The sequence below is a fragment of the Maricurvus nonylphenolicus genome, assembly GCF_042854845.1.
In the GTDB taxonomy this organism is placed as follows: domain Bacteria; phylum Pseudomonadota; class Gammaproteobacteria; order Pseudomonadales; family Cellvibrionaceae; genus Maricurvus; species Maricurvus nonylphenolicus.
In genome coordinates, this window is the sequence record NZ_AP031498.1 from 3,364,045 (window position 1) to 3,390,386 (window position 26,342).

Sequence of the window (26,342 nt, forward strand, 5' to 3'; positions counted from 1 at the left end):
CCTTAAAGCGCTTCAATATATTCGACCATCAGCTGTACGCTTTGCTGGCCACGGAATTCATTGACATCCAGGCGATAGGCCAAGCGCACCTTTTCTACTTGATTATTGGGCCACTGGGCCAGATCAATATTAAAGGCAATGGCGTCTACCAGTTGTCGCCCTTGGTTATCCAGCGACAACACCAGTTTTAAATGTTTCTCGCCAACAATTCGTTGCTGGACAACGAAAAACTCACCATCAAATACTGGCTCCGGAAAATGCTGCCCCCAAGGGCCGGCATCGCGTAATTCCTGCGCGACAGGGATGGAGAATTCATGTAAATCCAACGCACCGTCCGAGAGAATCTGCGCCTGCAAATCGTTCTCGGTCAGCATATCCCTAACCACCTTATCGAAGGCCACTTGAAACGCCGCAAAGTTTTCTCGCGGAAAACTCATGCCCGCCGCCATCGCGTGACCACCAAACTTACTGAGCAACCCCGGATTGGCTGTTGCCACCGCATCCAGGGCATCGCGAATATGCAAACCGGCAATCGAGCGTGCTGAGCCTTTGATCTCTTTGCCTTCATCATCAGCATTGGCAAACGCAATCACCGGGCGATGGAATTTATCTTTAATTCTTGAAGCCAGAATACCAATAACGCCCTGGTGCCATTGGCTATCGTACAGGCACAGGCCCCAAGGCATATCCCCCTCGGCAGAATCCAGCTGCAGTTTATCCAGACTGACTAACGCTTCCTGCTGCATACTTGACTCAATCGCGCGTCTGTCACGGTTTAAATCATCCAGCTCAATAGCCATTTCTCGGGCGATATCCGGGCTTTCACACAACAGGCATTCAATACCTAAGGACATATCATCCAGCCGCCCTGCCGCATTTAAACGCGGCCCTACGGTAAAGCCCAGATCAGATGCCACTAAACGGTGACGTTGGCGCCCGGCCACGTCTAGCAACGCCAAAATACCCGGACGTGCCCGGCCTGCCCGAATTCGCTGTAACCCTTGATGCACCAAAATACGGTTGTTGTGGTCGAGCGGTACAACATCGGCTACGGTGCCCAACGCCACAATATCCAGATAATTGGCCATATTCGGCTCAGCAATACCCTGGGCTTCAAACCAACCGCGCTTGCGTAGTTCACCGCGCAAGGCACTCATCACATAAAAAATGACTCCAACACCGGCAAGGTTTTTACTGGGAAAGTCACAGCCGTGCTGGTTGGGATTAATTATCGCTGCTGCGGCTGGCGTTTCATTGCCCGGCAAATGGTGATCGGTCACCACTACACGAATACCTAGCGCATTGGCGGCATCCACACCCTCAATACTGGAGATACCGTTATCAACTGTGACGATTAAATCCGGTTTACGTTCAGCCGCCACCGCAACGATTTCTGGCGTTAAGCCATAACCAAAATCGAAACGGTTAGGCACCAGGTAATCGATTTGCTGTAAACCCATCGCCTTTAAAGCCAACATGCCCAAGGCGCTGCTGGTGGCACCATCAGCATCGAAATCACCTACGATTAATACCCGTTCTTGTTTTTCTACTGCGTCAGCCAAAATGGCAACGGCTTCAGTTAAGCCTTTTAACTGTGTGGGCGGGGTTAACTGTTGTAAGGTTTTTTCCAAGGCCGCATCGGAGTCAACGCCACGGGATCGATAAACACGCTGTAATAGCGGTGAGATAGGCGAATCAAAAGCCGTAGCACTCGACTCTACCTCTTCACGTCTGACAATAAGCTTCTGCATGATTTCCCCAAAGCCCCCACTTTGCTCTTTGCATTCTAAGTTTAAGTCTAGCAAACAAAAAACGGGGCCTTAAGCCCCGTTTTCTTTCGTCACTTAATGTGTGATTAAGCGCGAATATTGTCTGCAATAAAGCTCTGAACCTTAGGCAGATCTTTTTCCAGAACACTGAAACGCTCTTCGCGATCAAACAGGTCAGCCATATGGTGTGGCAGTGCAGGATCTTCACTCTGACCGGCTTTGCGTACTGCTTCCGGGAATTTCGCCGGGTGCGCAGTCGACAAACAGATCATAGGGATATCGGTACGACGACGGGTTTTACGGGCCGCTTCGACACCAATAGCGGTGTGTGGATCCAACAGGTACTCGGTGGACTCGTAAACGTCTTCGATCACCTTGATCATGGCGTCATCATCCAGACGGTAGCTGCTGAACAACTCACGTGCGGTGCTCAACGCCTCTTCTTTCAGTACCATTGGGCCAGACTTAAAGTCTTCCATCAGACCTTTGATCTTGCTGCCATCACGGCCGTAGAGATCAAACAACAGACGCTCAAAGTTACTGGATACCATAATATCCATCGAAGGCGCCAAAGAGTGAATCAGCTCTTTCTTGCTGTGATCATTGTCGCTAATGCAGCGGTGCAGAATGTCGTTTGCATTGGTGGCGATTACCAGCTGATCGATTGGCAGACCCATTTGCTTGGCCAGGTAGCCGGCAAAAATATCACCAAAGTTACCGGTAGGCACAGAGAAAGACACTGGACGTGAAGGTGCACCCAGGGCCAAACCGGCATAGAAGTAGTAAACGATCTGAGCCATGATACGGGCCCAGTTAATGGAGTTTACCGCTACCAGCTGACGCCCTTCTGGCAGGAAGGACTGATCACCAAAACTGGCTTTAACCATGTTCTGACAATCGTCGAAGTTACCTTCTAAAGCAATGTTGTGAACATTGTCTTCCAGCACACTGGTCATCTGCTTACGCTGTACGTTGGAAACGCGGTTGTGCGGGTGCAGAATAAAAATGTCGATATTGTCGCAGTGACGACAACCTTCGATAGCCGCAGAACCGGTATCACCGGAGGTTGCACCCATCACAACCACTTTCTGGTCGCGTTTTTTCAGGATGTAATCCAGCAGGTTACCCAGGAACTGCAGTGCGAAATCTTTAAACGCCAGGGTTGGGCCCTGGAACAATTCCAAGATCCACTCGTTGTGGCCGGTTTGCACCAGCGGTGCAATGGCATCGTGACGGAAGGTCGCGTAGGAATCGTCGATGATTTTTTTCAGGTCAGCATCAGGTACTTCGCCAGCAACGAACGGCGCAATAATTTTGAATGCCAGCTCCTGGTAACTTAAGCCCGCCCAGGAAGCGATCTCTTCCTGACTGAATTTAGGCAAGCTCTCTGGTACATACAAACCACCATCGGAGGCCAGACCAGTTAATACAACATCTTCAAATGACAGTGACGGTGCTTCGCCACGGGTACTGATATATTTCACAATAACCTCTTTCTCTTAACCTGTGACGAAAATTAACCCAGCGACTCAACGCGGATATGGGTCACTTCACCGCTAACGCTATCCAGCGCAGCAATGGCAGCTTTGGCAGACAGCAGCTGCTTTTCGATAGTGCGGTTAGTCAGCAGAATAACCGGTACGTGATCTTCGCCTTCAGCAGGCTCTTTCTGGATCAGCGCTTCGATACTGATACCGGCATCGCTCAGGATTTGCGTAATCTTGGACAGCACGCCCGGCTGATCCAGCGCGGACAGACGCAGGTAGTAAGCCGTCTCAACCTCTTCAATACCCAGAATAGGCAGATCCTGCAGGGTGTTAAAGGCCATATGCGGTACTTTGACCTGCTGGCCAGCACCTACTTGTCGAGCCACATCAACGATGTCGGCAACAACGGCAGAGGCCGTCGGCTCGGAACCAGCACCCGCACCGTAGTATAGGGTTGGACCTACGGCATCACCCTTCACCAGCACAGCGTTCATTACACCGTCTACATTGGCAATCAGGCGCTTCTCAGGAATCATGGTTGGGTGTACACGCAGCTCAACACCCTGCTCGGTGTTGCGGGCGATACCCAGGTGTTTGATACGGTAGCCCAGTTCTTCAGCATAGGACACATCTTCAGGGGCGATATTGCTGATGCCTTCGGTGAAGATTTTGTCGAATTGCAACGGCATACCAAAAGCCAGAGACGCCAGAATCACCAGTTTGTGAGCGGCATCAATACCTTCCACGTCGAAGGTAGGATCAGCTTCGGCATAACCCAGCTCCTGGGCTTCCTTCAATACGTCGGCAAAATCACGACCCTTGTCGCGCATCTCGGTCAGAATAAAGTTGCCAGTACCATTAATGATACCCGCCAGCCACTCTACCTTGTTGGCAGACAGGCCTTCGCGCAGGGCTTTAATAATGGGGATACCGCCAGCAACGGCAGCTTCGTAGGCGATGGTCACGCCTTTGGCTTCAGCCTTGGCAAACAGCTCATTACCGAATTCAGCAATCAGGGCCTTGTTAGCGGTAACCACGTGTTTGCCGTTAGCAATGGCTTCTTCCACCAGCTCTTTGGCCACGGAGGTACCACCAATCAGCTCAACAACCATCTCAACTTCAGGGTTGCGAACCACATCGAAGATATCGCGGGAAACGTTCAGGGCAGAGGTATCGCAGGCTGGGTTGTCACGGCGTGCGCCTACCTGCTCAATAATAATCTCGCAACCGGTCCGGGCTGTAATTTCGCTGACATTTCGCGTCAGTACATTGATGGTACCGCTGGCCACGGTTCCCAAGCCACAAACACCTATTTTTACCGGTTTCAAGGTTATCTCCCCTCGTCTAACTACGTCCAAAATCCTACCCCCACACCACCCTTTCAGGCATACAGAGAGCAGGCTAAATTAAAGAGGGTGAACCTTACTGACCGGGGCCCGGACTGTCAATGATTTAGCAGTTCCAAGCCCTAAACAGAGCCCCTTAAAAGAGGCCCTTAAGAGAGGGAGAAATATGGGCTTAGTTTACGCCTAGCTCTGCAGCCAATTTAGGGGCTGGCATATAGCCGGGCAGCAATGCACCAGACTCAGTAACCATGGCAGGTGTACCACGAACCCCCACCATTTGACCTAACTGCATATGACGCCCTACAGGGTTATCGTCACAGACGGCCATTTTCACGCTGTTATCGCGGTTTTTCAGGCGCGTCAGGGTATCTTGCGGGTTATCAGCGCACCAAGCGGTGGCAATCTTGTCATAGGAGGCAGACTGCAGCCCGGCACGTGGATAGGCCAGGTAACGCACTTCAATCCCCATATCATTCAAGGCTGGCACTTCCCGGTGCAGCTTGGCACAGTAACCGCAGTCAATATCGGTAAAGACGGTAACAAAAGCCTTGGTCTCACCTTTGGCCGGGAAAATAATGTGCTCTTTTAGCGGCACCTTGGCAATCAGCTCTGCGCGCCCTACTTTGCGCTGTTCTTCTGTCAGGTTAACTACTTCGTCGCTTTCAACTCGGAAAAGATCGCCAGCGATAAAATGAGAGCCATCTGCAGTGATATAGACCGTTGAGCCTGAAGCGAAGCTGACCTGGAACATACCCGCGATCGGGGAAGCCGTAATCGTGGTCATTTTTTGTTCTTCAGGGCCAATACCCAGCTTGGTCAGCATGGCTTTAATTTTGGAGGTATCTGCTTCACCGGTATCACTGGCCAACGCTTGCCCACCTACAACAGCCAGACACAAACCGATCATAGCCGCCTTCACAACCTTAAACATTCCAGAAGATCGCATAGCGACACCTGCAGTTTTCATATACACCTCAATGTTCAACATAAAATAAAGTAATAAGAGCCAATATACCCCACTTTGAGCCTTTGGCTACCTACAAGTTCCCAAAGCCCTTAACAAGCCTAACCCCGAGGGTGGTGCTCGGCATGCAAGCCCTTCATCCGCTCTTGAGCCACGTGAGTATATATCTGAGTGGTAGATAAATCGCTATGCCCCAGCAGTAACTGCACCACACGCAGATCAGCGCCATGATTAATCAGATGGGTGGCAAAGGCATGACGCAGGGTATGGGGCGACAATGGTTTTTCAATTCCAGCAACAGTGGCCCAATGCTTGATCCGGTGCCAAAACGTTTGCCGGGTCATTTGCTGACCGCGGGTACTGGGGAACAATATATCCGATTGCGCCTTTAACAGCAGTGGACGCGCTTCATTCATATAACGCGTCAGCCATTGGGCAGCCACTTCCCCCATAGGAACCAGACGGTCCTTACCGCCCTTGCCGGTCACCCGAACCACACCTTGACGCAGGTTCACCTGCGGCAGGGTCAGACTCACCAATTCGGTCACACGCAAGCCGCAGGCGTATAACACCTCCAACATAGTTCTATCGCGCAAGCCTACTGCCTCATCTGTTAACGGAGCTCGCAACAGTCGCTCGACATCGTTCTCCGTTAAGGATTTCGGCAATGGTCGACCGAGATTTGGACTTTCGATAAGCGCGACAGGGTCTATGGATAAACGGTTTTCTCGCACCTGATAACGGTAAAAACCTCGCAAGCAGGATAATAAACGGGCAATGGAGCGCGCCGATTTACCCGCCTCACTCAACACCGCCAGATAGCGCTGGATATGCTCAGCGGTGCTGGTTAAAAGAGCCTGCTTCTGGGTTTGTAACCACTGCGCAAACGCACGCAAATCCCGCCGATAGGAACTCAGGGTATTTTCACTTACCCCCTTTTCCATCCATAGGGCATCGAGAAAGGCATCAATGGTAAGTTGTTCCTGGGGAGGCAGATCTGGAGCTGGGCTATTCATAGGCAAGACTCTACCCCAGCGCCTTGACCGATAACAAGGGGGCTATACTTTAAGTTGAAGATATTTTCGAACAGCCCTGAGCGTAAATAAGCAGCCTTGAGCCTAAATAAGCAGCCTTGAGTGTAAATAAGCAGCCCTGAGCAATGAATGAAAAGCTAAGCAGAGGATTTTTACCACCACAGGATCCCGCCACCGCCTTTCCTCCAGGCTCCCCTTTTGAGTTACTGGATCAAGTGGGTCGCGACCTGCCCAGTCTGTTACTGGAGGACGATGCACGCCAATACCTGCAATCTTTTGTATTTCCTGACTGGGACTGCGGAGATCAACTGAGCACGCCACTGCAACACTTGTACTATGTACGTCTTGGTTTTATTGCATCAGGTTACATTAACCAAATTGGCACCTCCCCTTGCCATCAATTACCCAAAAATCTGGCGCAACCACTTTGCTCTATTTGCCATCAACTGCAGCGGCCTCCCATTCTCTCCTACGATGGCTATGCGCTGTATAACTGGAAACGATTCGATAAGAAAAAACCTGTGCAGTTAGGCAACATTGATACTCTGCAAAACTTTGTGCACCTATACGATGAGCACTGGTTTATTCTGGTTCATGTCGATATAGAAATGAAAGCTGCTGAAACCGTTTCGGCAATTCAGCGCATAATCGACACGATAGAAGATACAGACGCTATTAACAAAAACCTTAAAATAATTGCTGGATCTTTAGCACAACAAGTTAGTGTGCTTAAACGTATTCCTGAACGTATGTCGCCCGATCTCTACTTTAAAGCTTTCCGCCCGTATATCCGTTTCTTTGAACAGGTAACCTATGAAGGTGTTCAGCATCAGGCTACAAATTTCCGTGGTGAAACCGGCGCACAAAGCAGTATCATGCCGAGCCTGGTCGCCCTGCTTAAAATTCCCCACCAAGCCAGTGAGCTGACTAACCACTTGCGGGATATGCGCAACTATATGCCCGTTGAACATCAACAGCTTTTAACCCGGATAGAAAAGCTCCCTCCTATTAAGCCGCTCAGCGAAGTCACGCTCTTTAATGAAGTACTGGAACAGATTGCACAATTTAGAGAAATACATTTTAACTGGGCGCAGCAATATATTAATGCCCACGTACAGGACCCCAGAGGCACCGGCGGCACACCTTATATGCGCTGGCTAAAACAACTTATCGATGAAACCCGTGGCTTTATGATCCACTAAACCCCACGAAGAAAAACCAATGGAAATCATTCTTATTTCGATCAATAGATACATTTTTATACACGCTCAAATATAGCGAAAAACACCTACAAAAAAGCCTGTTACAGAAGAATAATTTAATAAGGCCTTTGACTTTAATACCCACTCGCTATACTTTATTTGACCATCTTTACAGAGGCCGCATTCCCGCAAAGCGGAATGCAAACTAAACGCATCTAGCGCCTGATACCAACAACAAAAACGGAGATTCCCATGAAAGGTGACGTGAAGGTAATCGAGTACCTTAACCGCGTGCTAACCCTGGAGCTGACGTCCATCAATCAATACTTTCTTCACGCCCGCATGTACCGCAATTGGGGCCTGGAGTCTCTAAACGAAAAGAGCTACAAAAAATCTATCAAGGATATGAAGCAGGCAGACGACTTGATCGAGCGCATCCTAATGCTCGAAGGCCTGCCCAACCTTCAGCAACTGGAAAAAATTCGCATTGGTGAGCACACCGAAGAAATGTTGAAGTGCGATATGGCCTTCCAGATGGAACAGCTGACACTTTTACGAGAAGCGATTAAGTACTGTGAAGACGCTCAGGATTACGTTAGCCGTGACATCCTGGAAGACATTCTTGAGTACGAAGAAGATCACGTTGATTGGCTGGAAACCCAGGAGTATCTGGTCAGCAACACAGGTATTGAAAATTACCTGCAATCACAAATGTAACCCGGCTCTCAATACAGGAATATCACTATGAAAGGCAATGACAAGGTAATTAACGCCCTTAATGGCCTGCTCGGTTGGGAACTGGCCGCTATGGATCAATACTTTATCCATTCGCGCATGTATGACGACTGGGGCCTCTCTAAGCTCTATGAACGTATCGACCATGAATTCGACGATGAAAAAGGCCACGCCGCAGCCCTGATTGAGCGCATTCTATTTTTGGAAGGCACTCCCGATATGGTGACTCGCCCTGCCATCAATGTAGGCAAGGATGTTCCCGCTATGCTGCAAAGCGATCTCGACGTAGAGCTGGCCGTCGACAAAGCCCTGAAAGACGCGATTAAAATCTGCGAAGATGAGCAGGACTATGTCAGCCGTGAGATTTTGGAAAAACTGATTGAAGATACCGAAGTCGATCACGCCTGGTGGCTGGAGAAACAACTCGGCCTTATTCAGAAGGTTGGCCTGCAAAACTACCTGCAATCACAAATGTAGGTTGGTTTTACCTGGCGGTGAGACGCTACTTAGCGTCTCACCTATACCCTCTTATAGCATAGCACTTATTGCACAACATTAATGCCATTTGCACAGCACTCGGGAATGCCTCCCGCAGCCACACAATACTGAATCGCCATCATACGCGCCGCATAGACATCCTGATGAGTGGCAAAACCGCTTGCTCCGGTCATTGAGCAGTAAGACGTCACTGTAATTAACCCACTATCCATCGGCAAATTGACCGGCTGAACCGGTAGGTCTGCACCACTCGGCTCATTCCAATCCGAAGGTTCCTCTCTGACAGCATTTGGAACCGGATTTGGCAAAGGTGCAGGCACTGGGTTTGGTCCAGCAGACATTTCCTGCATTGTTGATAGCACCAAGACAAAGGCACCAACACCACCGGCGGCACGCACTGTTACCCCTTTGGTGGAATAGCTAACATTCAGAAATCCAGGAATGGTGGCCACCATCACACCAGCCATCAAAGCAATCATGGTGTAGAGCAGCGGAAGTTTGTTGTCATCAATGTTGATATCCATAATGACCGTATAAGCCACCATGGCAAACACCAGAAAGGCGAAGATAATCCCGATGACTTTTTCAACGGTCGAGGGATTGTGGTGAACCTGCTGCGGGGCGGTTTTGTCTTCCATAACATCCTCAGGCAATCAGTAGAGAAGCTGACACGAACAGACATCCCTACAGCTCGTATCACAGCGCATCATATTACCTGAGTTAACCCGTCGAACGTAATGAATAGCGTGCCAATTATGCCGCCGGCAAACTAAAGATAAAGCGACTCCCCTCGGTATAACTGGCATCGTAACGCATAGCCCCCTGCTGCATTTGTGCAAACCCCTGACACAAACTTAACCCCAGGCCGGAACCGCTCTCTCCCTCTGTCCCCGCAATACTTTCTACGCAACCATCGAAAAGTCGAGAAGCGAGCTCTTCAGAGATACCCGCCCCCGTATCCGCTACTGATAACTCAACCACGTCTCCGACATTCACCGCCTGCAAGGTAATACAGCTGCCTTTATCGCTGTATTTAATGGCGTTACTCAGCAGGTTACGAATAACCGTTTTCGCCAGCGTTGCATCCGCTGTCACATAAACATCGGTATCAGTATCCCGCTTAATTTCAATAGATTTTAACTTTGCAGCATCCTCAACCAGAGGCAAAGTTGAATCAATTAAATCAACCGCATTATGACGCTGCAAATCACAGGCAACTCCACCCAAGCGCTGCTTGGACCACTGCAAAAGCTCATCCAATAACTGATACACCCGCATAGCGCCGGACAAAATATCTTTTGAGAATTCGACAATTTGCGCTGGCTTTAAGCTGTCTGCGCGCTGCGACATAATTTTGGTAAAGCCCAGAATATTATTAAAGGGTGAGCGCAGGTCGTGAGAGATCATGGCAAAGAATCTGTCCCGCTCACGATTAATACGCTCAAGCTTGCGGGTGTGCAATCGCAACGTCAGCTGGCTGATCACCTGTCGGGATAGCACCTCTAACGCTCTACGCTGCTCAGCACTCAACTGTTTTGGCTGTTGGTCAATCACACATAAAGTGCCAAGCGGCATACCGTCCTCAGCCTTTAGCGGCGCGCCGGCGTAAAAGCGGATATCGGGTTCCTGAGTTACCAGAGGATTATCAACAAAACGGCTATCCTGTAAGGCGTCCGGAACTTCAAAGACCTCATCCTGCAAAATAGCGTGAGCACAAAATGCCAGACTTCTCGGCGTTTCCTTGGCCCCCAAACCGACACGGGACTTAAACCATTGACGATCACTGTCGACCAGACTGATTAGGGAAATAGAGGTGCCACAAATGGTGCTGGCAAGCTCGGTCAATTCATCAAAGGCCCGCTCATCTTCCGTATCCAGCACCTCCAGACGTAATAGGGACTGTAACCGCTGATCTTCGTTCGGGTGAAGGGGAGCACTTTGCATAACCACCTCGCTAGGTATTGCCACCTTTCAAGTATAGAAGTGGGCGCGAAGACTACCAACAGCTGTGAATCGCAAATAGCAGACATAAAAAAACCGGTGCCACTTACATGGCACCGGTTTTTTGGAAACTGCTAAGTGTTAATAACTTAGTTAAGCTTCTCTTTAATACGTGCAGCCTTACCAGTCAGGTCGCGCAGGTAGTACAGCTTAGCCTGACGAACATCACCGCGACGCTTAACAGTGATGCTGTCAACCTGCTTGCTGTGAGTCTGGAAAGTACGCTCAACACCAACACCGTGAGAGATCTTGCGAACGGTGAATGCAGAGTTCAGACCACGGTTACGCTTAGCGATAACCACACCTTCGTACGCCTGCAGACGCTCACGGGTACCTTCTTTTACTTTTACCTGAACAACAACGGTATCGCCTGGGGCAAATTCAGCGACGTCAGTCTTCAGTTGTTCTTGTTCGAGCTCCTGGATAATTTTGTTGCTCATGGTCTGCTCCTAATTCACAGGTTATGTAGCTTCACAGCTAGGTTAATTTGGGTTGTTTTTGAATGAAGAATCCAGCTCGCTTAATAGCTTTTGCTGTTCCTCATTCAATTCCAATTTTTCCAACAGGTCAGGGCGTCGCCGCACTGTTCTGTCGAGCGCTTGCTGTAATCGCCAGCGCCGAATTCTTTCATGGTTACCAGACATCAACACGTCTGGCACCGCCCTGCCCTCGTATACATCCGGGCGGGTATAGTGGGGACAATCCAGCAGGCCATCACTAAAGGAGTCCTGCTCAGCTGACTGGGCATGGCCCAAAGCGCCTGGTATCAATCGAGTTACCGCGTCGATCAACACCATGGCAGCCAGCTCGCCACCACTGAGTACGTAGTCACCGATGGACCATTCTGCGTCCACTTCGAGCTCAATCAAGCGCTCGTCGATACCTTCGTACCTGCCAGCCACCAACACCAAATTGGCTTCAGTTGCCAGCTCCTGTACCCCGGGTTGCGTTAATACGCGCCCTTGGGGGGACAGATAGATCACTTTGGCTTCTTCACCTGCCCAAGCTTTAGCAGCTTGAATGGCATCGCGAAGCGGCTGAATCATCATCACCATTCCAGGGCCACCACCGTAGGGGCGATCATCCACTGTCTGGTGCTTGTCCGAGGTAAACTGCCGGGGATTCCAGAAGTTTAGTTCAACCAAGCCGTTTTCCATCGCGCGACGGGTAATGCCGTAATCGCTTATTGAGGAAAACATTTCCGGAAACAGACTGACGATAGCAATACGCATGGTATGTATCTCCGCCCTTTCCAGCGGAACCCTTTATTTAACAACTTCAACGAAGGTTAAAACTCAGGATCCCATTCAACAATCATTTCACCAGCATCCAAGTCAATCGACTTGATAAACTGCCCGGGCACATAGGGAACCAGACGCTCGTTCTGGTCCATACTGTCAGCATTTCCCTTGATCACCAGCACGTCATTTGCACCGGTCTCCAGCAAACGCTGAACCTGCCCCAGGCGGAATGTTTGACCGTCATACTCACTGATAACATTCAAACCTTCCAGCTGGTGCCAGTAGAACTCGCCCTCTTCCAATTCAGGCATCTGGTCGCGCTCTACCGCAATATCTACTTGGCAATATTCCCGCGCTAAATCGCGGTCATCCAGCCCTTTAATATGAACAACAAATGCGTTGCCATGGGGCCTGCCAGCATCGATTTCGACTTCTTTAACACCGTGTTTGGTCTTTAACCACCAAGGGGCGTAGTCGAAGATCGCTTCCGGCGGTTCGGTGTTGGAGTGGAGTTTAAGCCATCCTTTCACACCGAAAACCGTCGTTATGCGCCCAACATTAACCAGATTAGAACGTTGCTTTTTAGAAGCTAACTGGGCCTTATCGGTCATTTTGTTGAACGCCTACAGCTTAAAAAGCAGCTTAGGCAGCTTCTTTCATCAGCTTGGCAACACGATCAGACAGCTGAGCGCCTTGGCCAACCCAGTATTCAACGCGCTCGGCGTCAACACGCAGACGCTCTTCCTGGCCGCGAGCTACAGGGTTAAAGAAACCTACACGTTCAATGTAACGGCCGTCACGAGAGTTACGGCTGTCGGTTACTGTCAGGTGGTAAAATGGGCGCTTCTTGGAGCCGCCACGAGCCAAACGAATGCTTACCATGTTAAGTATGCTTCCTGTTCATCGAGTTTCGCGCTGTGCCTCACGGCATTGCGCATGTTTAATCGCCTAAAAACCGGTGATTTGGCTTCAGACGAGGTAAATTCAGTTACCGTGGTGTACCCATCAAACGGATACACCCACGAAAGGCGCGGTATTTTAAGGGAAACAATAGCGCTTGTATAGGGTTTGATGGCGCTTATTTGAAGCCAGGAGGCAGGCCGCCACCTGGGAAGCCACCCGGTGGCATTCCGCCTGGAGGCATACCGCCACCGCCGCCCATCATACCGCCCAGGCCGCGCATCATCTTGGCCATACCACCGCCCTTCATCTTCTTCATCATCTTCGCCATCTGCTTGTGCTGTTTGAGCAGACGGTTGAGATCCTGAATCTGGGTTCCGGAGCCTTGGGTGATACGGCGCTTGCGGGAGCCGTTAAGGATATCGGGGTTGCGGCGCTCGGCCGGGGTCATGGAGCAAATAATGGCATCCATTTTCTTGAATTCTTTGCCCATATTGGCCTGTTCGACCATTTGAGCCATATTGCCCATACCGGGCAATTTTTCCAACATGGCACCCATACCGCCCATGTTGTTCATCTGCTGCAGCTGCTCACGCAGGTCTTCCAGGTCGAATTTCTTACCCTTCTGAACCTTCTTAACCAGCTTCTCAGCTTTCTTCTTGTCGATCTTGCGTTCGGCTTCTTCGATCAGAGAAAGCAGGTCACCCATACCCAGAATACGGGAGGCGACACGATCCGGGTGGAATGGCTCCAGGGCTTCAACCTTCTCGCCCATACCCAGGAATTTAATCGGCTTACCGGTAATATGACGTACAGACAGAGCGGCACCACCACGGGCATCACCATCCGCCTTGGTGAGGATCACACCGGTCAGCGGCAAGGCATCATTAAAGGCCTTGGCGGTATTGACCGCATCCTGACCAATCATGGCATCGATTACAAACAGGGTTTCGACCGGCTCAACAGCCGCATGCAGGCCTTTGATCTCGTCCATCAGCTCGTCATCAACGTGCAGACGGCCAGCGGTATCGACAATGACTACGTCGGCAAATTGCTTACGGGCGTGGGTGATAGCATTTTCAGCAATATCTACCGGCTTCTGGTCAGCAGTCGACGGGAAAAACTCTACACCGACTTCGCCAGCCAGAGTTTCCAGCTGCTTGATCGCTGCAGGACGATAAACGTCAGCACTCACCACAACAACGCGTTTCTTCTCGCGCTCTTTAAGGAATTTAGCCAGTTTGGCAACCGAGGTGGTTTTACCCGCACCTTGCAGACCCGCCATCAGGATTACGGCAGGAGGCTTGGCCGCCAGGTTGAGGGACTCGTTGGCCTCCCCCATTACCGCGATCATTTCGCTTTCTACAATTTTCAGGAATTGCTGACCGGGGTTCAGCGCCTTGGAAACTTCCTGGCCCACCGCACGGGTTTTCACCTGCTCGATAAATGCCTTAACAACAGGCAAGGCCACATCGGCTTCCAGCAGGGCTTTACGCACTTCGCGCAGGGTATCTTTAATATTGTCTTCGGTCAGTTTTGCCTTGCCGGCAATAGTGCGCAGCGAGTTCGACAAACGATCCTGTAAATTCTCAAACATAACAGCCTACAAGCTTTCTGAGAGGGGTATAGCACCCACCCTCTGTCCATAAAGAGGTTAATAGCGGGAGTATACCGAAAAGACGTGCCCCAGCGAAGCCACAAACTTGCAAATAAATGCGAGCATTTCTCATTGACGACTTCTCATTGCTGGCAGCCTATGACAAACTGCGCTCATATTTAAGGAAGAAAACCATAAAGGCTGAATCGTACCCATGATGACCCTTGCCGCAAGCTCAGCTGCAGCAGCTCTATACCTGGCCGCCAGCGGCTACCTGATTTCGCAAACAGCCCAGCAGCGCGCGAGCAGTCGCCAATGGCTGATCGCGTTTGCCATTACCGCTTTGGTACTGCACGGGTTAGGTATTTACGGCGAGATTATGGGTGACAATGGTTTTGACCTAAGCCTGGTCAATGCGATCTCGCTGATTTTCTGGGTGGTTAACGGCTTAGTGCTATTCAGCGGCCTGAAAAAACCATTGCACAACCTGTTTATTTTCCTGTTTCCTATCTCAACCCTGGTGGTATTGGGTACTATCTTTAGCACTCAGGAAGGCCCGGCATTAACCACCCACTCCAAGGGGATGATCAGTCATATCCTGCTGTCGATCCTGGCCTACAGTCTGCTGATTATTGCCACCCTGCAGTCGTTACTGCTGGCCTATCAAAATTACCAACTCAAGCATAAACACCCGCGCGGCTTGATTCGTCTGTTGCCACCACTGCAAACCATGGAATCCCTGTTCTTTGAACTTCTATGGATTGGCGAGATCTGCCTGTTGGGTTCTATCGCCACCGGTTTTATTTTTGTTGAAGACCTGTTTGCCCAACACCTGGCCCATAAAACCGTCTTCACCTTAATTGCCTTTAGCATTTACGCCATTCTGTTATGGGGCCGTCACTCTCTGGGATGGCGTGGCAATACCGCTATTCGCTGGGCGCTGGGCGGCTTTGCAGCACTGATGCTGGCCTACTTTGGCTCCAAACTGGTACTGGAAGTTATACTGGGCTGATATTCATTATTCAGCCCCTGAATAGTTGTTGCGATCATCGGTGATCTACGCCAAGATAGCGCCTCTTTCTGGTAATACAGGTTTCACCCTCGTTGATTGACGCACCCCTTAGCCTGCTGTTTTCTGTACTGGTCGGGCTGATTATTGTCTCTATCTTTTTCTCCAGTTCCGAAACAGCGATGATGTCGCTGAATCGCTATCGCTTAAAGCATCTGGCCAACAAGAAGCATCGGGGAGCCATACGTTCCGCTGAGCTGCTTTCACGCCCGGATCGCTTGATTGGCGTGATCCTGATCGGTAACAACCTGGCCAACAACTTTGCCGCAATTGTCGCTGCGGCTATTGCCATCAAACTTTACGGTCAAGGCTCGGAGTTTCTGGCAGGGCTTGTACTCACCCTTGTGATGCTGATCTTTGCCGAGGTGACCCCGAAGACCATTGCCGCCCTGCACCCGGAAAAAATCGCATTTCCATTCAGCTTTATCCTTAAGCCTCTACTGATCATTCTCTATCCCGCCGTATGGGCCGTTAACCATGTGTCCAACTCGCTGGCCAAACTGTTTGGTGTCGATGCCACCAAAGCCCACAAAAACGATCACCTGCGCCCGGAAGAACTGCGCACCGTGGTGGACGAGGCTGGAGATCTGATTCCCGATCAGCACCAGGGCATGCTGCTAAATGTACTCGATCTTGAAAAGGCCACCGTGGAAGACATTATGATTCCGCGTAACGAAGTCTGCGGTCTGGATCTGGAAGAAGATATCTCTACCCTGCTGCACCAAATTCGCACCAGTGACTACACGCGTCTGCCGGTCTATGAAGGCGACATTAATCGCGTGGTAGGCGTTTTGCATTTACGCAATGCGGCACGTTTTATTTTTGGCGAAGACTCTACAGTGACCACTGAAGCTATTCGTCGCTTTGCCCGTGAGCCCTACTTCGTGCCAGAGGGTACTTCACTGAGTATGCAGCTGCTGAACTTCCAGAAAGAAAAGCGCCGTATGGCAATTGTTGTCGATGAGTACGGCGATGTGCAGGGAGTGGTTACTCTGGAGGATTTGCTGGAAGAAATTGTTGGTGACTTCACAACCAATCAGGCTGAAGACGAAAACCAGGAAATCTCAGCGCTGGAAAATGGCTGGCACCTCATTGAAGGCAGCACTTCAATTCGCGATATCAACCGTGAGCTGGGCTGGGAGCTCCCCACCGACGGCCCTAAAACGCTCAATGGTCTACTGGTGGAACACCTGGAAAATATTCCCGAAGGCCAAGTCGCCATAAAACTCGGTCAATACTTATTCGAGACAATGGTGATTACCGACAAGAAAGTTGAAACCGCACGGGCAGTGAACACCAGCAGCAAGTAATATCAAGGCGCTTACAAAGGATACGATAGCGTGAGCGTCCGCCCACCGTTAGAATACTCGCAAGTCTCGACCAGAGACCTAATCAGGGTAATCCCCCGGCCAAAAGAGAATTCATCTTCATCCTCTTCATCATCTCGCTGATCCTGATAGTCAAAGCCTTCACCGGTATCCGTTATGGAAATCCAAAGGTGCTCAGTATCCTCGGCCTTGATTTCAACCACCACATCAACGCTGCCTTCAACTAACGCATCCAGGGCCTGCTTTCGCAGTGAATAATATTCTTCAAACCCTTCAGGTGAGCTCTTTAGGTCTGAATTCAGTTTTAACAGGCCATGCTCAACCGCATTACTGTAGATTTCACTTAACAAGGTAAACAGTACATCACCGTGATTGCGTAGATAGGGATTGGCATTAAGGATGGCAACCCACTGCGACACTGCATCATCTCGCCGCAGCGATTCTCCATTTAAATGCCAATTAAAGCGAAACGGTAAGGCTTGTTGACCATCATTGCTCTGAACAGCAAAACGCTCGGCATCGACAACACCATCGTGTGTTACCGGCGCACAAACCAGTTCAACCATGGAGATATCATCGGTCTGCTCTTCGCCCTCCTGAAAAGCCAGCACCTCAGCGGCAATTCTTTTGGTATAGGAATCTGCAGGGAGCTGCAGCAGTTTCTGCAGACGCTCTTCACCATAGAGCTCGCCATCAAGCTTTTGAGCTTCAACTACCCCATCGGTGTAGGCCAACAAAATACTGTTCTCGGGCGGACTGATAATATCAACATCAGCCTCAAACTCTTCAGTTGCCAAAATCCCCAAAGGCATGTGCTGTGAAGGTATAGACTCAAGAATACCACCTTCAGGCTTCACCAATAGCAGATCATTCATACCACCAACCCAGAGCGTCAAACGGTCGCCTTTGGCATTCATCTCGATGAGAGCGGCACAACAAAACATATTGCTGGGTAATAAGTCCTGCAAGCGCAGATTCATTTCACGGGCAATCTCACCAACTCCGGCCTGCTTTGCCGTCATTGCGTAGAAGATATCCGATACCGGTAAACAACCTATCGCAGCAGACAAACCATGACCGGTAAAGTCGCCCAGCATAATATAGACACCGCCCTTGCCGCCTGGAGCTACCAGCAACAGATCGCCATTAAACATCGACATGGGCGAGATATGATAGTTAACATTGTCACAGGAGTTATCAACCCGCTTCATGCCATTCTGAAATACATGCTCGACAATGCTATGTTCGCGGTCCATCAAGCGCTGATGGTAGGAAAGCTGCTCATTGGTTTCCTGTAACTGCCGATGATACTCAATCGTACGGCCATGGGCGCTCAGCTTGGCGATCAGAACACTTTCATTTATGGGTTTGGGGACAAAATCATTGCCGCCGACTGACAGACACTTGGCAAGCGTCTCATCATCATCCAGCGCTGTAACAAAAATGATGGGGATAAAGCGATCAGCGCACTTTTCCTTTATCAGTCGCGTCGCCTCATAGCCATCCATAACGGGCATATTAACGTCCATCAATACGACGTTGATATCCGGGTCATTGACAACCGCCTCAACAGCTTCAGCACCATCAGCAGCCGCTGCATAGGGATATTGATGGTCTTCCAGAATAAAGCCCAACAGCTCGCGATTGTAACTATGGTCATCGACAACAAGCACTTTCATTGTGTGATGGCCTCGGTTTATTCGATAGTAAATTTTTTATCGAAACGGGAGATGGCAAATATTTTCTTTACCTGGGGACTGGAATTAATGATACGGATATTACTGTCACGGTCCTGCCAGTATTTCTTCATATTGATCAGCATACCCAAGGCAGAACTGTCCATGTAACGTGTTCGCCTGAAATCAATCACAAAATCCTTTCGGGTACCATCGTCTTTGCTTTCATAGGCTTTGCGAAAGTCTTCCACGCTGTTGAAATCAAAGGTTTCATCGAGCGAAATAATATATTCATCATCCGTTGCCTTGCTGACCGAGATTGTCATCACTGATCCTCACACATAAAGCATTAAAACAGTTCTGTATCACCTACATCCATTGAATCAGACCGGTTACCCACTGATACAGTGGCGGCTTGCTTTTGCTGAAATTGTTGCTGTAAATCATCAACCGCAAGCTCAGCGGAGGCACATCTCAAAACCTCTAACAGCTCCTGTAGAGTTTCCGATTGCTGCCTGATGTTTTCGGTCTTTTGCCCCACCATATCGGCAAACTGCAACGCGGTAATAGCCTGATTAACATCCTGATGAATACTGCTGTTTAGATCGGCCAAACCACTAACACCCTCTGATACACTTTGGTTTACACCTTCCAGCTCAGCAAGCATGCCATCAAGGTGACCTTTTGCATCAATGGCGATATTCATATCCAGTGAAGCAATTTCACCAACTACGGCTTCGACATTGGTGATGGTCGATTTGGCGCCCTCAGCTCTTTCGCGAATTTGCTCGTTAAGGGTATTGGAATCCTGCGACAGTTTACGCACCTCATCGGCGACAACCGCAAAACCACGGCCCGCCTCACCCGCCCTCGCAGCCTCAATAGCGGCGTTCAATGCCAGTAAATTAGTTTGGTCAGCAATACCACGGATGTCATTAATCAACTCAAACATACCGTCGAGTTGCTTCACCATATCCTGGATATTGTGAACCGCGTTGACACTCTTATCACTGACATCAACAAAGAGTTTGACGTAATCATCGAGAATTCTGCCCACCTCATTGGCAAACTCTCCAATAGTGACCCGCTTTTCCTCGCCTGCCTCTACTTCACCTGAAATACGTTTGATTACCCCCATCATCAGTTCATTTTGCGCAGTCGACTTATCATTAAGCCCCTGAAAACTCTGGTAGAGTGAACTGACGCTGGAATCCACCAACGAATGAATCTGATTTCCGGCTTCTGCCATTTCCCGACATAGCGGTTGTGTTTCTCGACCCGCTAACTGAACGAATTGCTGCCAGGAAGAATCATGCGCCAATTCAGTTGACGCTCCCCCCCCTTGATCAGAGCTATTCTGCTCGCGCAAATACAGCCAGCCAGACGATACGATAGCGGCCAAAACCAATACCCCAAGATGAACAGCCGTGTTATCAAATACCAGCATCGCCACCAGCGTACACAGCCAGGCAATTACGACTACAGGTAAGGCACTAAATGGAGGCATGTAGAATCCCCAAAGGTTTTACGGTAACAACTCTCAGCGAGAGGCGGACCACTATGCTATCGGCCACTTTTTTTAAAACTTGTTGAACTGCGCGCGAGCATTCTTATCCAGCCTTTCCATCTCCTCTCCCACAACACTATCCCAGTCTGCTGGCCGTTATAGCTTAAGACTAGACCCTGTTATAACGCACTGCCACTTGTCGCCTAACCAAAAACACAAAAGGCCGCTTAATAAGCGGCCTTTTGTAGAAGTCCCAGAATGGTTCGGGGTTATTTCATGGCTCGAATACCCACAGCTTCACGCAAGCGTTCGAGTAATGGCTGACTGTAGGCGCGGGCCTTCACTGCCCCTTTCTGTAGAACCTCTTCAATATGGTCAGGGTCTGCCAACAAAGCCTCATAGCGCTCTCTGGCTTCGGCCACCTGACCATTGATCAGTTCAAATAATTGCTTCTTGGCCTCGCCCCAGGCAATGCCATCCGCAAATGCCTGGCGCATCTCAGCAGTCTGGGCTTCGGTGGCAAACGCCTGCCAAATCTGAAAAACCGTAGAAGTATCAGGGTCTTTTGGTTCTCCCGGTTCCAACAAATTGGTTTTGATTTTATTGATGTGTTTTTTGAGTTTTTTCTCGGGCAAAAACAGTGGAATAGTATTGCCGTAACTCTTACTCATTTTACGGCCGTCCAGCCCCTGTAAAACCGCCACACTGTCATCAACTACTGCTTCCGGCAACGTAAAGTGCTGGCCGTAGTGATGATTAAAGCGCGCAGCAATGTCGCGGGCCATTTCCACATGCTGGATTTGATCTTTACCTACGGGCACTTTGTCGGCATTGAACATCAGAATATCCGCGGCCATCAGCACAGGGTAGCTGTAGAGCCCCATGGTAACACCAAAGTCCGGGTCTTCTCCGGCTTCCTGGTTCGCCGCCACGGCGGCTTTATAGGCGTGGGCACGGTTCATCAGGCCCTTGGCCGCCATACAGTTCAGCAACCAACACAGTTCCGGGATCTCCGGGATATCGGACTGACGGTAAAACACAGCGTTATCGGTGTCCAACCCCAGCGCTAACCAGGTAGCAGCAATTTCACGGCTAGACTGATGAACCATTTCAGGGTCATGGCATTTGATCAGAGCGTGAAAATCAGCCAGGAAATAGAAGGACTCACTATCTTCCTGCTTGCTGGCCTCAATTGCCGGGCGAATAGCGCCGACATAATTCCCCAAATGCGGAGTACCTGTGGTGGTAATCCCGGTCAAAACACGTGCTTTGCTCATAATGACTTCTTAATCGCTAACTGGCTATAAAATACGGGCGCTATGATACACCAGCTCAAACTGCTGCCGATAGGCCTCAGACAAGCTTTGCCAGCGAAATACGCCCATATCTGGCGCAGGCCCCCGCCTCCCCTGTAAAACCCCCTCCACCAGCGCCTCTATTCTTGCCGCTAGAGCCTCTGCTTCTTTATTGGCATCTTCCGGGTAACTGGCATAACAGAAATCCAGGCCAAACCACTCGGGGTAAGCCTGGCGTCTGGGCACCACAGGAATACACCCGGAAGCCACGGCCTCCATGACCGCCAGCCCTTGAAAGTCATGCAGCGCTGTCGATATTACGCCGTGGCAGCGACACAGGAGTTCGCGATAAGCAGATTCACTTTCAACGTATCCCCAAGACCCCAACTGCCCGCGCCGGCGTAACAATGCCTCAATCTTTTCAAAAGCTTCCGGTTGACGCCTAAACTGTTGGCCCACCACATGAACGGTTATGGGTAACTCAGGTAACTTCTCCAGAGCCAGTAACAAGCGATCCGGGGATTTATCATATTCCCATCTGTGATTCCAAATCAGTTCGATTGTTGTTTCTGTATTTACTTTACTGGCAACAGAAGCCCGATAACATTTGTCCTCAAGCGGCACAGATAACACATCACTGTGCGCCTCCAGTGAATCCAAGTCGGTGGGTGACACACCATCCGGTAGTTTCTTAAATAAATCCCTGGCCCCGGAAAAAAACGTGCGTCGGTTAAATTCAGAATTAAACAACAAACGGTCTGCACAAAAAGCGGAATAGATAGAAAGTATTTGTGGTTCGACAGAAGTAAACTGCTGCTTGCTAGCCGGATAGGCAAACTGGTTTTCATGGAAATACAGCAATGTCGGGATGCAAGCTAGTGACGGAATAAACCCCCGCAACGCCGAGAGATCCACCATTGACGTGGCTAACACTAAATCATAATGCTGGCTTAAGGTTTCGCGCTCTTTGAGAGCCCAGGTTAGGCTATTGCCACGAATACGCCAGTTAAAGTGGCGCGGAGGCAAGCTCAAGCAAGTCCACTGACAATCGGGGAAATTGGCCATTAAGCCTGCCGCCCAACGCTCATGGCTGGCGGCGTGATAGGCCGAAAGTAACAGGATTTTCAAAGATAACCTATGTGTAGCGCAGTAAAACCCTACTATAACAAAACCGCTAGCACATAGATCAGGTTTACAGGTTTACGTAGAGCTTTTCCGCCCCTTCCAACAGAGCTGCACTAAAGCCCGCCTGAGTCAGTAAATGCACGGCAACTTCACTACGACGGCCACCATCATCGGTAACCACATAAGTCTGCTCGTTATTCAACTCGGCAAAACGCTTGCGTAAGGCGCCCAAGGGAATATTGCGGCACTCGGGCACATGATGATGACGATGTTCCATCGGCAAGCGTACATCAATTAACTGAACTTCAGATTGTGTATCCAGCTGCTGAATAGACTCAATGGTGACATGTTTGAGGATGGGCTCTTTCAACAGGGTAAGAAAATCTTCCTTACCGAGTTTCATCAGCACACCATCGGTTAACATGGTCACGGTGGCATTGCGGGTGGTCTCCCCCACCAGGGCTTCCTCACCAAAATAATGGCCAGCATCCAGCACAACATCCACGGAACCACTTTGTGAGGCGACTTTGACAGTGCCGCTTTCAATAACGTAGAAAAACTCGCCGGGCAAGCCTTCCTTCACCACAACCTGGCCTGCGTGCATTTCTTCCGCTTCAAAACGGCCAAAAAGCTGCTGGATATGCGCTGGTGGCACTTTGGTGAATAATGGTGATTGCAACAGGGCTGACATCCAATCTCCACTGTCCTCTTCCATTTCAATCTTCTGATAAACCAGGCTTTGTTCCGGCATATGAGTTTGGAAGGATGTGGGCTCCTCCTCTTCAGTTTCAATATCATCCATCATATGGCTGCTTTCACACCAGGCCATGGCGATATCAAGAAACTCAGCTTCAACCTTGAGAAATTTGGAGTCGGATTTAGCGACAGCAGACACCTGGGTGGGACTGGTTTCGGTAAGAGGCAGACTGCAGCGATCCGTCTGCCCGGTGATATGCTCGACTCGCCAGTCGTTGTCGACCAGATCAACCGATCCTTCAATCAGATAATAACGATGTCCGACGTCCTTGCCGCGTTTAAAGAGCAGCCTGCCCTTGGCCGCATCGATAACCTCGGCATGTTCCATGACCTGCTCAAGATAATCTTCAGAAAGTGCATCAAAGGGGGTAAAGCGGGTGAGTTCTTCTGGGGTCAACATATCGGAAGTACTGCCTTAATATGCAAATAAGCGCCATTTCGAGTGATTAATTAAGTATAACCCGCCCTAATACGTCGGGATGTGACAAATTTGGCAACCCATAGAACAAATTCTTTTTTAAATGCAGGGGCTTAAAAGCCCCTTAAAGAATCCTTTCAGCGTTAAAGAAGGCACTCAGCACCCGGTTCAGGTTGCGGCTATCCTCAACGCCGCCTAGCTCCCGGCAGGAGTGCATGGCAAACGTAGGGACGCCTACGTCCAGGGTTTTAACACCTACCTCTGAAGCGGTAATAGGACCAATGGTGCTGCCACAGCCCAAATCCGTACGCGTGACAAAGGCCTGCACAGGGACATCAACCTTGTCACACAGATCACGGAATACTGCACTGGTTTCACTGTTGGTAGCATAACGCTGGTTAGCATTGACCTTGATTACCGGGCCAGCGTTAATTTGCGGGCCGTGATTACCATCGTGTTTGTCAGCATAATTAGGGTGAATCGCATGGGCATTGTCGGCCGAAATCATCATGGATCGATCTATGGCGCGCAAACGTAGCTGTGCATCAGGAATCCAGCGAGCCAACAGTTGTTCCAACATAGGACCTTGAGCTCCGCAGGCTGAAGCACTGCCCACCTCTTCGTGATCGTTGCATACCAGCAAACAGCTTTGCTCACCATCTGCCTCAAGCAGTGACTGCAAACCGATATAGCAACTCAATAAATTATCCAGCCGAGCACTGGCGAGAAAGTTTTGCTCTAAACCAACCAGGGCCGGAGGCTGAACGTCATAAAAACTCAGCTCATAGTCCAGTACCTTATCAACGTCGGCAATACCCTGCTGGGAAAGATGTTCTTTTAGCACCCCACGAAAATCAGGCTTAGCATCCTCTTTCACCTGCATCAGTACCGGTGGAATATGTTGCTGCGGATTCACTGTACGCTTACTGTTAGCTTCCCGGTCCAGATGAATTGCCAAGCTGGGAATCACTGCTATGGGTCGCTCAAAATTGATCAGGCAGCTTTTAAGTGTTCCTTGCCCATCGCGATAACTGACACGTCCAGCCAGGGATAAATCACGGTCAAACCAGGGATTAAGTAATGCCCCACCGTAGACTTCCACACCCAGTTGAAAATAACCCTGACGCACCAATTCTGGATGCGGTTTGACTTTCAAACACGGGCTGTCAGTATGCGCCCCGACCATACGAATGCCGGAAGTCGTCAACTCCTGTTTACCGTAGACAAATGCGATAATCGAAGAATCATTGCGGGTGACAAAATAGCGATCCCCCGGAGTCAGCTGCCAATCATCTGCTTCATCAAGACGTTGAAAACCTGCCTTCAATAAACGTGAAGCCATACTTTCCACCGCATGAAAAGGCGTTGGCGAGGCCGCCAAAAAGGCCATCAGATCTTCATTAAATGTTGCCGCAGTCATGGTTAATTCCTGTCGCTATTTCTGTCACTGGTTCTGTCACTAATTCTGACACTGGATCGATGCACGGTTAAATACACGTTTGGGATTATTGTTTATCAAGAGCTTCCAGACGAGCCAATAAACTGGATGTATCCCATCGCCCACCACCGAGAGCCTGAACCTCACCGTAAAATTGATCCACCAGCGCGGTTACGGGTAAACGCGATCCATTCTGTCTCGCTTCATTAAGGACAATGGCCAAATCCTTGCGCATCCAGTCCACGGCAAAACCGTGTTCGTATTCATCAGCCAACATGGTTTGGTAGCGATTTTCCATTTGCCAGGACTGAGCCGCACCTTTAGAGATCACATCCACCACCTGATGGGCATCGAGACCCGCCTTTTTGGCAAAGTGTAGCCCTTCTGCCAATCCCTGCACCAAACCACCAATACAGATCTGGTTGACCATTTTACATAGCTGGCCACTCCCCGCAGGCCCGAGTCGCGTTACGGCCCTGGCCATCACATCAATGACCGGGCGCGCGGTTTCAAATGCCTGCTCATCTCCGCCAACCATAACCGTCAGCGCCGCATTTTCAGCCCCCTGTTGGCCACCGGATACCGGCGCATCGAGAAACTGACACTGACGCTCAGCCGCCTCTTCGGCTAATTCGCGGGCAATCTCAGCAGAAGCCGTTGTGTGATCAATAAAGATGCTTCCTGCTGCCATTGTCTGGAAAGCGCCTGCAGATCCCAACGTCACCTCACGCAGATCGTTGTCATTGCCCACGCAGGCAAAAATCAATTCAGCATTCTGCGTAGCATCCTTGGGGGTTTTCGCCCACTGGCCACCAAACTCTTCAACCCAACGCTCAGCTTTGGCCTGTGTGCGGTTATACACCGTTACCTGGTAACCAGCTTTTTGCAAATGACCCGCCATGGGATAACCCATAACGCCTAAACCTAAAAACGCAACAGCTTTCATATCAGCTTCC

The 26,342-nt window shown here is 50.1% G+C and carries 25 protein-coding genes; 5 read left to right on the top strand and 20 right to left on the bottom strand.

Annotated features, from left to right (window positions below):
- Window positions 1–2: 2 nt before the first annotated feature.
- The 5 genes from recJ to xerD all read right to left on the bottom strand — a co-directional run bounded on the left by recJ (window position 3) and on the right by xerD (window position 6,561).
- Entirely contained in the window at window positions 3–1,751 is a 1,749-nt protein-coding gene (recJ, locus tag ACGHZ6_RS14735) for a single-stranded-DNA-specific exonuclease RecJ (protein ID WP_390614739.1), read from the bottom strand.
- Window positions 1,752–1,855: 104 nt separating this feature from the next.
- Complete coding sequence (gene thrC / locus ACGHZ6_RS14740) at window positions 1,856–3,253, bottom strand: threonine synthase (protein WP_390614740.1); 1,398 nt, start codon at window positions 3,251–3,253, stop codon at window positions 1,856–1,858.
- A gap of 32 nt (window positions 3,254–3,285) precedes the next feature.
- Window positions 3,286–4,584, bottom strand: a complete 1,299-nt coding sequence (locus ACGHZ6_RS14745) for a homoserine dehydrogenase (protein ID WP_390614741.1) — start codon at window positions 4,582–4,584, stop codon at window positions 3,286–3,288.
- 190 nt (window positions 4,585–4,774) lie between these two features.
- Complete coding sequence (locus ACGHZ6_RS14750) at window positions 4,775–5,569, bottom strand: thioredoxin fold domain-containing protein (RefSeq protein ID WP_390614742.1); 795 nt, start codon at window positions 5,567–5,569, stop codon at window positions 4,775–4,777.
- A gap of 98 nt (window positions 5,570–5,667) precedes the next feature.
- Window positions 5,668–6,561, bottom strand: a complete 894-nt coding sequence (xerD, locus tag ACGHZ6_RS14755; protein WP_390619173.1) for a site-specific tyrosine recombinase XerD — start codon at window positions 6,559–6,561, stop codon at window positions 5,668–5,670.
- A gap of 164 nt (window positions 6,562–6,725) precedes the next feature.
- Between xerD and ACGHZ6_RS14760 the strand changes: the two genes are divergently transcribed.
- From ACGHZ6_RS14760 to bfr (ACGHZ6_RS14770), 3 genes are all read left to right on the top strand, one after another.
- Window positions 6,726–7,802, top strand: a complete 1,077-nt coding sequence (locus ACGHZ6_RS14760) for a hypothetical protein (protein ID WP_390614743.1) — start codon at window positions 6,726–6,728, stop codon at window positions 7,800–7,802.
- A 252-nt stretch (window positions 7,803–8,054) separates the two neighbouring features.
- Window positions 8,055–8,519: a bacterioferritin gene (bfr, locus tag ACGHZ6_RS14765; protein WP_390614744.1), complete on the top strand. Its 465-nt coding sequence runs from the start codon at window positions 8,055–8,057 to the stop codon at window positions 8,517–8,519.
- A gap of 27 nt (window positions 8,520–8,546) precedes the next feature.
- Window positions 8,547–9,014, top strand: a complete 468-nt coding sequence (bfr, locus tag ACGHZ6_RS14770; RefSeq protein ID WP_390614745.1) for a bacterioferritin — start codon at window positions 8,547–8,549, stop codon at window positions 9,012–9,014.
- Between the two features lie 65 nt (window positions 9,015–9,079).
- Here bfr (ACGHZ6_RS14770) and ACGHZ6_RS14775 read toward each other — a convergent pair whose 3' ends face one another.
- The 7 genes from ACGHZ6_RS14775 to ffh all read right to left on the bottom strand — a co-directional run bounded on the left by ACGHZ6_RS14775 (window position 9,080) and on the right by ffh (window position 14,774).
- Complete coding sequence (locus tag ACGHZ6_RS14775) at window positions 9,080–9,673, bottom strand: hypothetical protein (protein WP_390614746.1); 594 nt, start codon at window positions 9,671–9,673, stop codon at window positions 9,080–9,082.
- A gap of 115 nt (window positions 9,674–9,788) precedes the next feature.
- Entirely contained in the window at window positions 9,789–10,979 is a 1,191-nt protein-coding gene (locus ACGHZ6_RS14780) for an ATP-binding protein (RefSeq protein ID WP_390614747.1), read from the bottom strand.
- A 146-nt stretch (window positions 10,980–11,125) separates the two neighbouring features.
- Window positions 11,126–11,476 (bottom strand): 50S ribosomal protein L19, encoded by a 351-nt coding sequence (rplS, locus tag ACGHZ6_RS14785; protein ID WP_390614748.1) that lies wholly within the window; start codon window positions 11,474–11,476, stop codon window positions 11,126–11,128.
- A gap of 42 nt (window positions 11,477–11,518) precedes the next feature.
- Window positions 11,519–12,268: a tRNA (guanosine(37)-N1)-methyltransferase TrmD gene (gene trmD / locus ACGHZ6_RS14790; RefSeq protein WP_390614749.1), complete on the bottom strand. Its 750-nt coding sequence runs from the start codon at window positions 12,266–12,268 to the stop codon at window positions 11,519–11,521.
- A gap of 56 nt (window positions 12,269–12,324) precedes the next feature.
- Window positions 12,325–12,888, bottom strand: coding sequence for a ribosome maturation factor RimM (gene rimM / locus ACGHZ6_RS14795; RefSeq protein ID WP_390614750.1), 564 nt, complete (start codon window positions 12,886–12,888; stop codon window positions 12,325–12,327).
- 31 nt (window positions 12,889–12,919) lie between these two features.
- Window positions 12,920–13,159, bottom strand: a complete 240-nt coding sequence (rpsP, locus tag ACGHZ6_RS14800) for a 30S ribosomal protein S16 (protein WP_390614751.1) — start codon at window positions 13,157–13,159, stop codon at window positions 12,920–12,922.
- A 196-nt stretch (window positions 13,160–13,355) separates the two neighbouring features.
- Window positions 13,356–14,774, bottom strand: coding sequence for a signal recognition particle protein (gene ffh / locus ACGHZ6_RS14805; protein ID WP_390614752.1), 1,419 nt, complete (start codon window positions 14,772–14,774; stop codon window positions 13,356–13,358).
- A gap of 214 nt (window positions 14,775–14,988) precedes the next feature.
- Between ffh and ACGHZ6_RS14810 the strand changes: the two genes are divergently transcribed.
- Both ACGHZ6_RS14810 and ACGHZ6_RS14815 read left to right on the top strand, forming a co-directional pair.
- A complete protein-coding gene (locus ACGHZ6_RS14810; RefSeq protein WP_390614753.1) occupies window positions 14,989–15,786 on the top strand; it encodes an inner membrane protein YpjD in 798 nt (265 codons plus the stop codon).
- Window positions 15,787–15,878: 92 nt separating this feature from the next.
- Window positions 15,879–17,153 carry an HlyC/CorC family transporter gene (locus ACGHZ6_RS14815; protein ID WP_390614754.1) on the top strand — a complete coding sequence of 425 codons (1,275 nt, stop codon included), beginning with the start codon at window positions 15,879–15,881 and terminating at the stop codon, window positions 17,151–17,153.
- 11 nt (window positions 17,154–17,164) lie between these two features.
- Here ACGHZ6_RS14815 and ACGHZ6_RS14820 read toward each other — a convergent pair whose 3' ends face one another.
- The 8 genes from ACGHZ6_RS14820 to ACGHZ6_RS14855 all read right to left on the bottom strand — a co-directional run bounded on the left by ACGHZ6_RS14820 (window position 17,165) and on the right by ACGHZ6_RS14855 (window position 26,332).
- Window positions 17,165–18,850: a SpoIIE family protein phosphatase gene (locus tag ACGHZ6_RS14820; RefSeq protein WP_390614755.1), complete on the bottom strand. Its 1,686-nt coding sequence runs from the start codon at window positions 18,848–18,850 to the stop codon at window positions 17,165–17,167.
- 17 nt (window positions 18,851–18,867) lie between these two features.
- The gene (locus tag ACGHZ6_RS14825) at window positions 18,868–19,173 is read right to left on the bottom strand and encodes an STAS domain-containing protein (protein ID WP_390614756.1); all 306 of its coding nucleotides are present in this window, start codon (window positions 19,171–19,173) and stop codon (window positions 18,868–18,870) included.
- Window positions 19,174–19,196: 23 nt separating this feature from the next.
- On the bottom strand, window positions 19,197–20,354 hold the full coding sequence (locus ACGHZ6_RS14830; RefSeq protein WP_390614757.1) for a methyl-accepting chemotaxis protein: 1,158 nt from the start codon (window positions 20,352–20,354) through the stop codon (window positions 19,197–19,199).
- 269 nt (window positions 20,355–20,623) lie between these two features.
- Entirely contained in the window at window positions 20,624–21,631 is a 1,008-nt protein-coding gene (locus ACGHZ6_RS14835; RefSeq protein ID WP_390614758.1) for a tryptophan--tRNA ligase, read from the bottom strand.
- Window positions 21,632–21,655: 24 nt separating this feature from the next.
- Window positions 21,656–22,777, bottom strand: a complete 1,122-nt coding sequence (locus ACGHZ6_RS14840) for a DUF3524 domain-containing protein (protein ID WP_390614759.1) — start codon at window positions 22,775–22,777, stop codon at window positions 21,656–21,658.
- 64 nt (window positions 22,778–22,841) lie between these two features.
- Window positions 22,842–23,930, bottom strand: a complete 1,089-nt coding sequence (locus ACGHZ6_RS14845) for a cyclic nucleotide-binding domain-containing protein (protein ID WP_390614761.1) — start codon at window positions 23,928–23,930, stop codon at window positions 22,842–22,844.
- 142 nt (window positions 23,931–24,072) lie between these two features.
- Window positions 24,073–25,368, bottom strand: a complete 1,296-nt coding sequence (locus ACGHZ6_RS14850; protein WP_390614762.1) for a M18 family aminopeptidase — start codon at window positions 25,366–25,368, stop codon at window positions 24,073–24,075.
- Window positions 25,369–25,453: 85 nt separating this feature from the next.
- The gene (locus tag ACGHZ6_RS14855) at window positions 25,454–26,332 is read right to left on the bottom strand and encodes an NAD(P)-dependent oxidoreductase (RefSeq protein WP_390614763.1); all 879 of its coding nucleotides are present in this window, start codon (window positions 26,330–26,332) and stop codon (window positions 25,454–25,456) included.
- Window positions 26,333–26,342: the final 10 nt, after the last annotated feature.

Coding starts and splice junctions, on each gene's coding strand:
- ffh (WP_390614752.1), bottom strand. CDS start 14,774: ATGTTTGAGAATTTACAGGATCGTTTGTCGAACTCGCTGCGCACTATT.
- ACGHZ6_RS14845 (WP_390614761.1), bottom strand. CDS start 23,930: ATGTTGACCCCAGAAGAACTCACCCGCTTTACCCCCTTTGATGCACTT.
- ACGHZ6_RS14780 (WP_390614747.1), bottom strand. CDS start 10,979: ATGCAAAGTGCTCCCCTTCACCCGAACGAAGATCAGCGGTTACAGTCC.
- rpsP (WP_390614751.1), bottom strand. CDS start 13,159: ATGGTAAGCATTCGTTTGGCTCGTGGCGGCTCCAAGAAGCGCCCATTT.
- ACGHZ6_RS14820 (WP_390614755.1), bottom strand. CDS start 18,850: ATGAAAGTGCTTGTTGTCGATGACCATAGTTACAATCGCGAGCTGTTG.
- ACGHZ6_RS14750 (WP_390614742.1), bottom strand. CDS start 5,569: ATGAAAACTGCAGGTGTCGCTATGCGATCTTCTGGAATGTTTAAGGTT.
- ACGHZ6_RS14810 (WP_390614753.1), top strand. CDS start 14,989: ATGATGACCCTTGCCGCAAGCTCAGCTGCAGCAGCTCTATACCTGGCC.
- recJ (WP_390614739.1), bottom strand. CDS start 1,751: ATGCAGAAGCTTATTGTCAGACGTGAAGAGGTAGAGTCGAGTGCTACG.
- ACGHZ6_RS14825 (WP_390614756.1), bottom strand. CDS start 19,173: ATGACAATCTCGGTCAGCAAGGCAACGGATGATGAATATATTATTTCG.
- rimM (WP_390614750.1), bottom strand. CDS start 12,888: ATGACCGATAAGGCCCAGTTAGCTTCTAAAAAGCAACGTTCTAATCTG.
- bfr (WP_390614744.1), top strand. CDS start 8,055: ATGAAAGGTGACGTGAAGGTAATCGAGTACCTTAACCGCGTGCTAACC.
- trmD (WP_390614749.1), bottom strand. CDS start 12,268: ATGCGTATTGCTATCGTCAGTCTGTTTCCGGAAATGTTTTCCTCAATA.
- ACGHZ6_RS14830 (WP_390614757.1), bottom strand. CDS start 20,354: ATGCCTCCATTTAGTGCCTTACCTGTAGTCGTAATTGCCTGGCTGTGT.
- ACGHZ6_RS14775 (WP_390614746.1), bottom strand. CDS start 9,673: ATGGAAGACAAAACCGCCCCGCAGCAGGTTCACCACAATCCCTCGACC.
- ACGHZ6_RS14850 (WP_390614762.1), bottom strand. CDS start 25,368: ATGACTGCGGCAACATTTAATGAAGATCTGATGGCCTTTTTGGCGGCC.
- ACGHZ6_RS14855 (WP_390614763.1), bottom strand. CDS start 26,332: ATGAAAGCTGTTGCGTTTTTAGGTTTAGGCGTTATGGGTTATCCCATG.
- ACGHZ6_RS14835 (WP_390614758.1), bottom strand. CDS start 21,631: ATGAGCAAAGCACGTGTTTTGACCGGGATTACCACCACAGGTACTCCG.
- rplS (WP_390614748.1), bottom strand. CDS start 11,476: ATGAGCAACAAAATTATCCAGGAGCTCGAACAAGAACAACTGAAGACT.
- bfr (WP_390614745.1), top strand. CDS start 8,547: ATGAAAGGCAATGACAAGGTAATTAACGCCCTTAATGGCCTGCTCGGT.
- ACGHZ6_RS14760 (WP_390614743.1), top strand. CDS start 6,726: ATGAATGAAAAGCTAAGCAGAGGATTTTTACCACCACAGGATCCCGCC.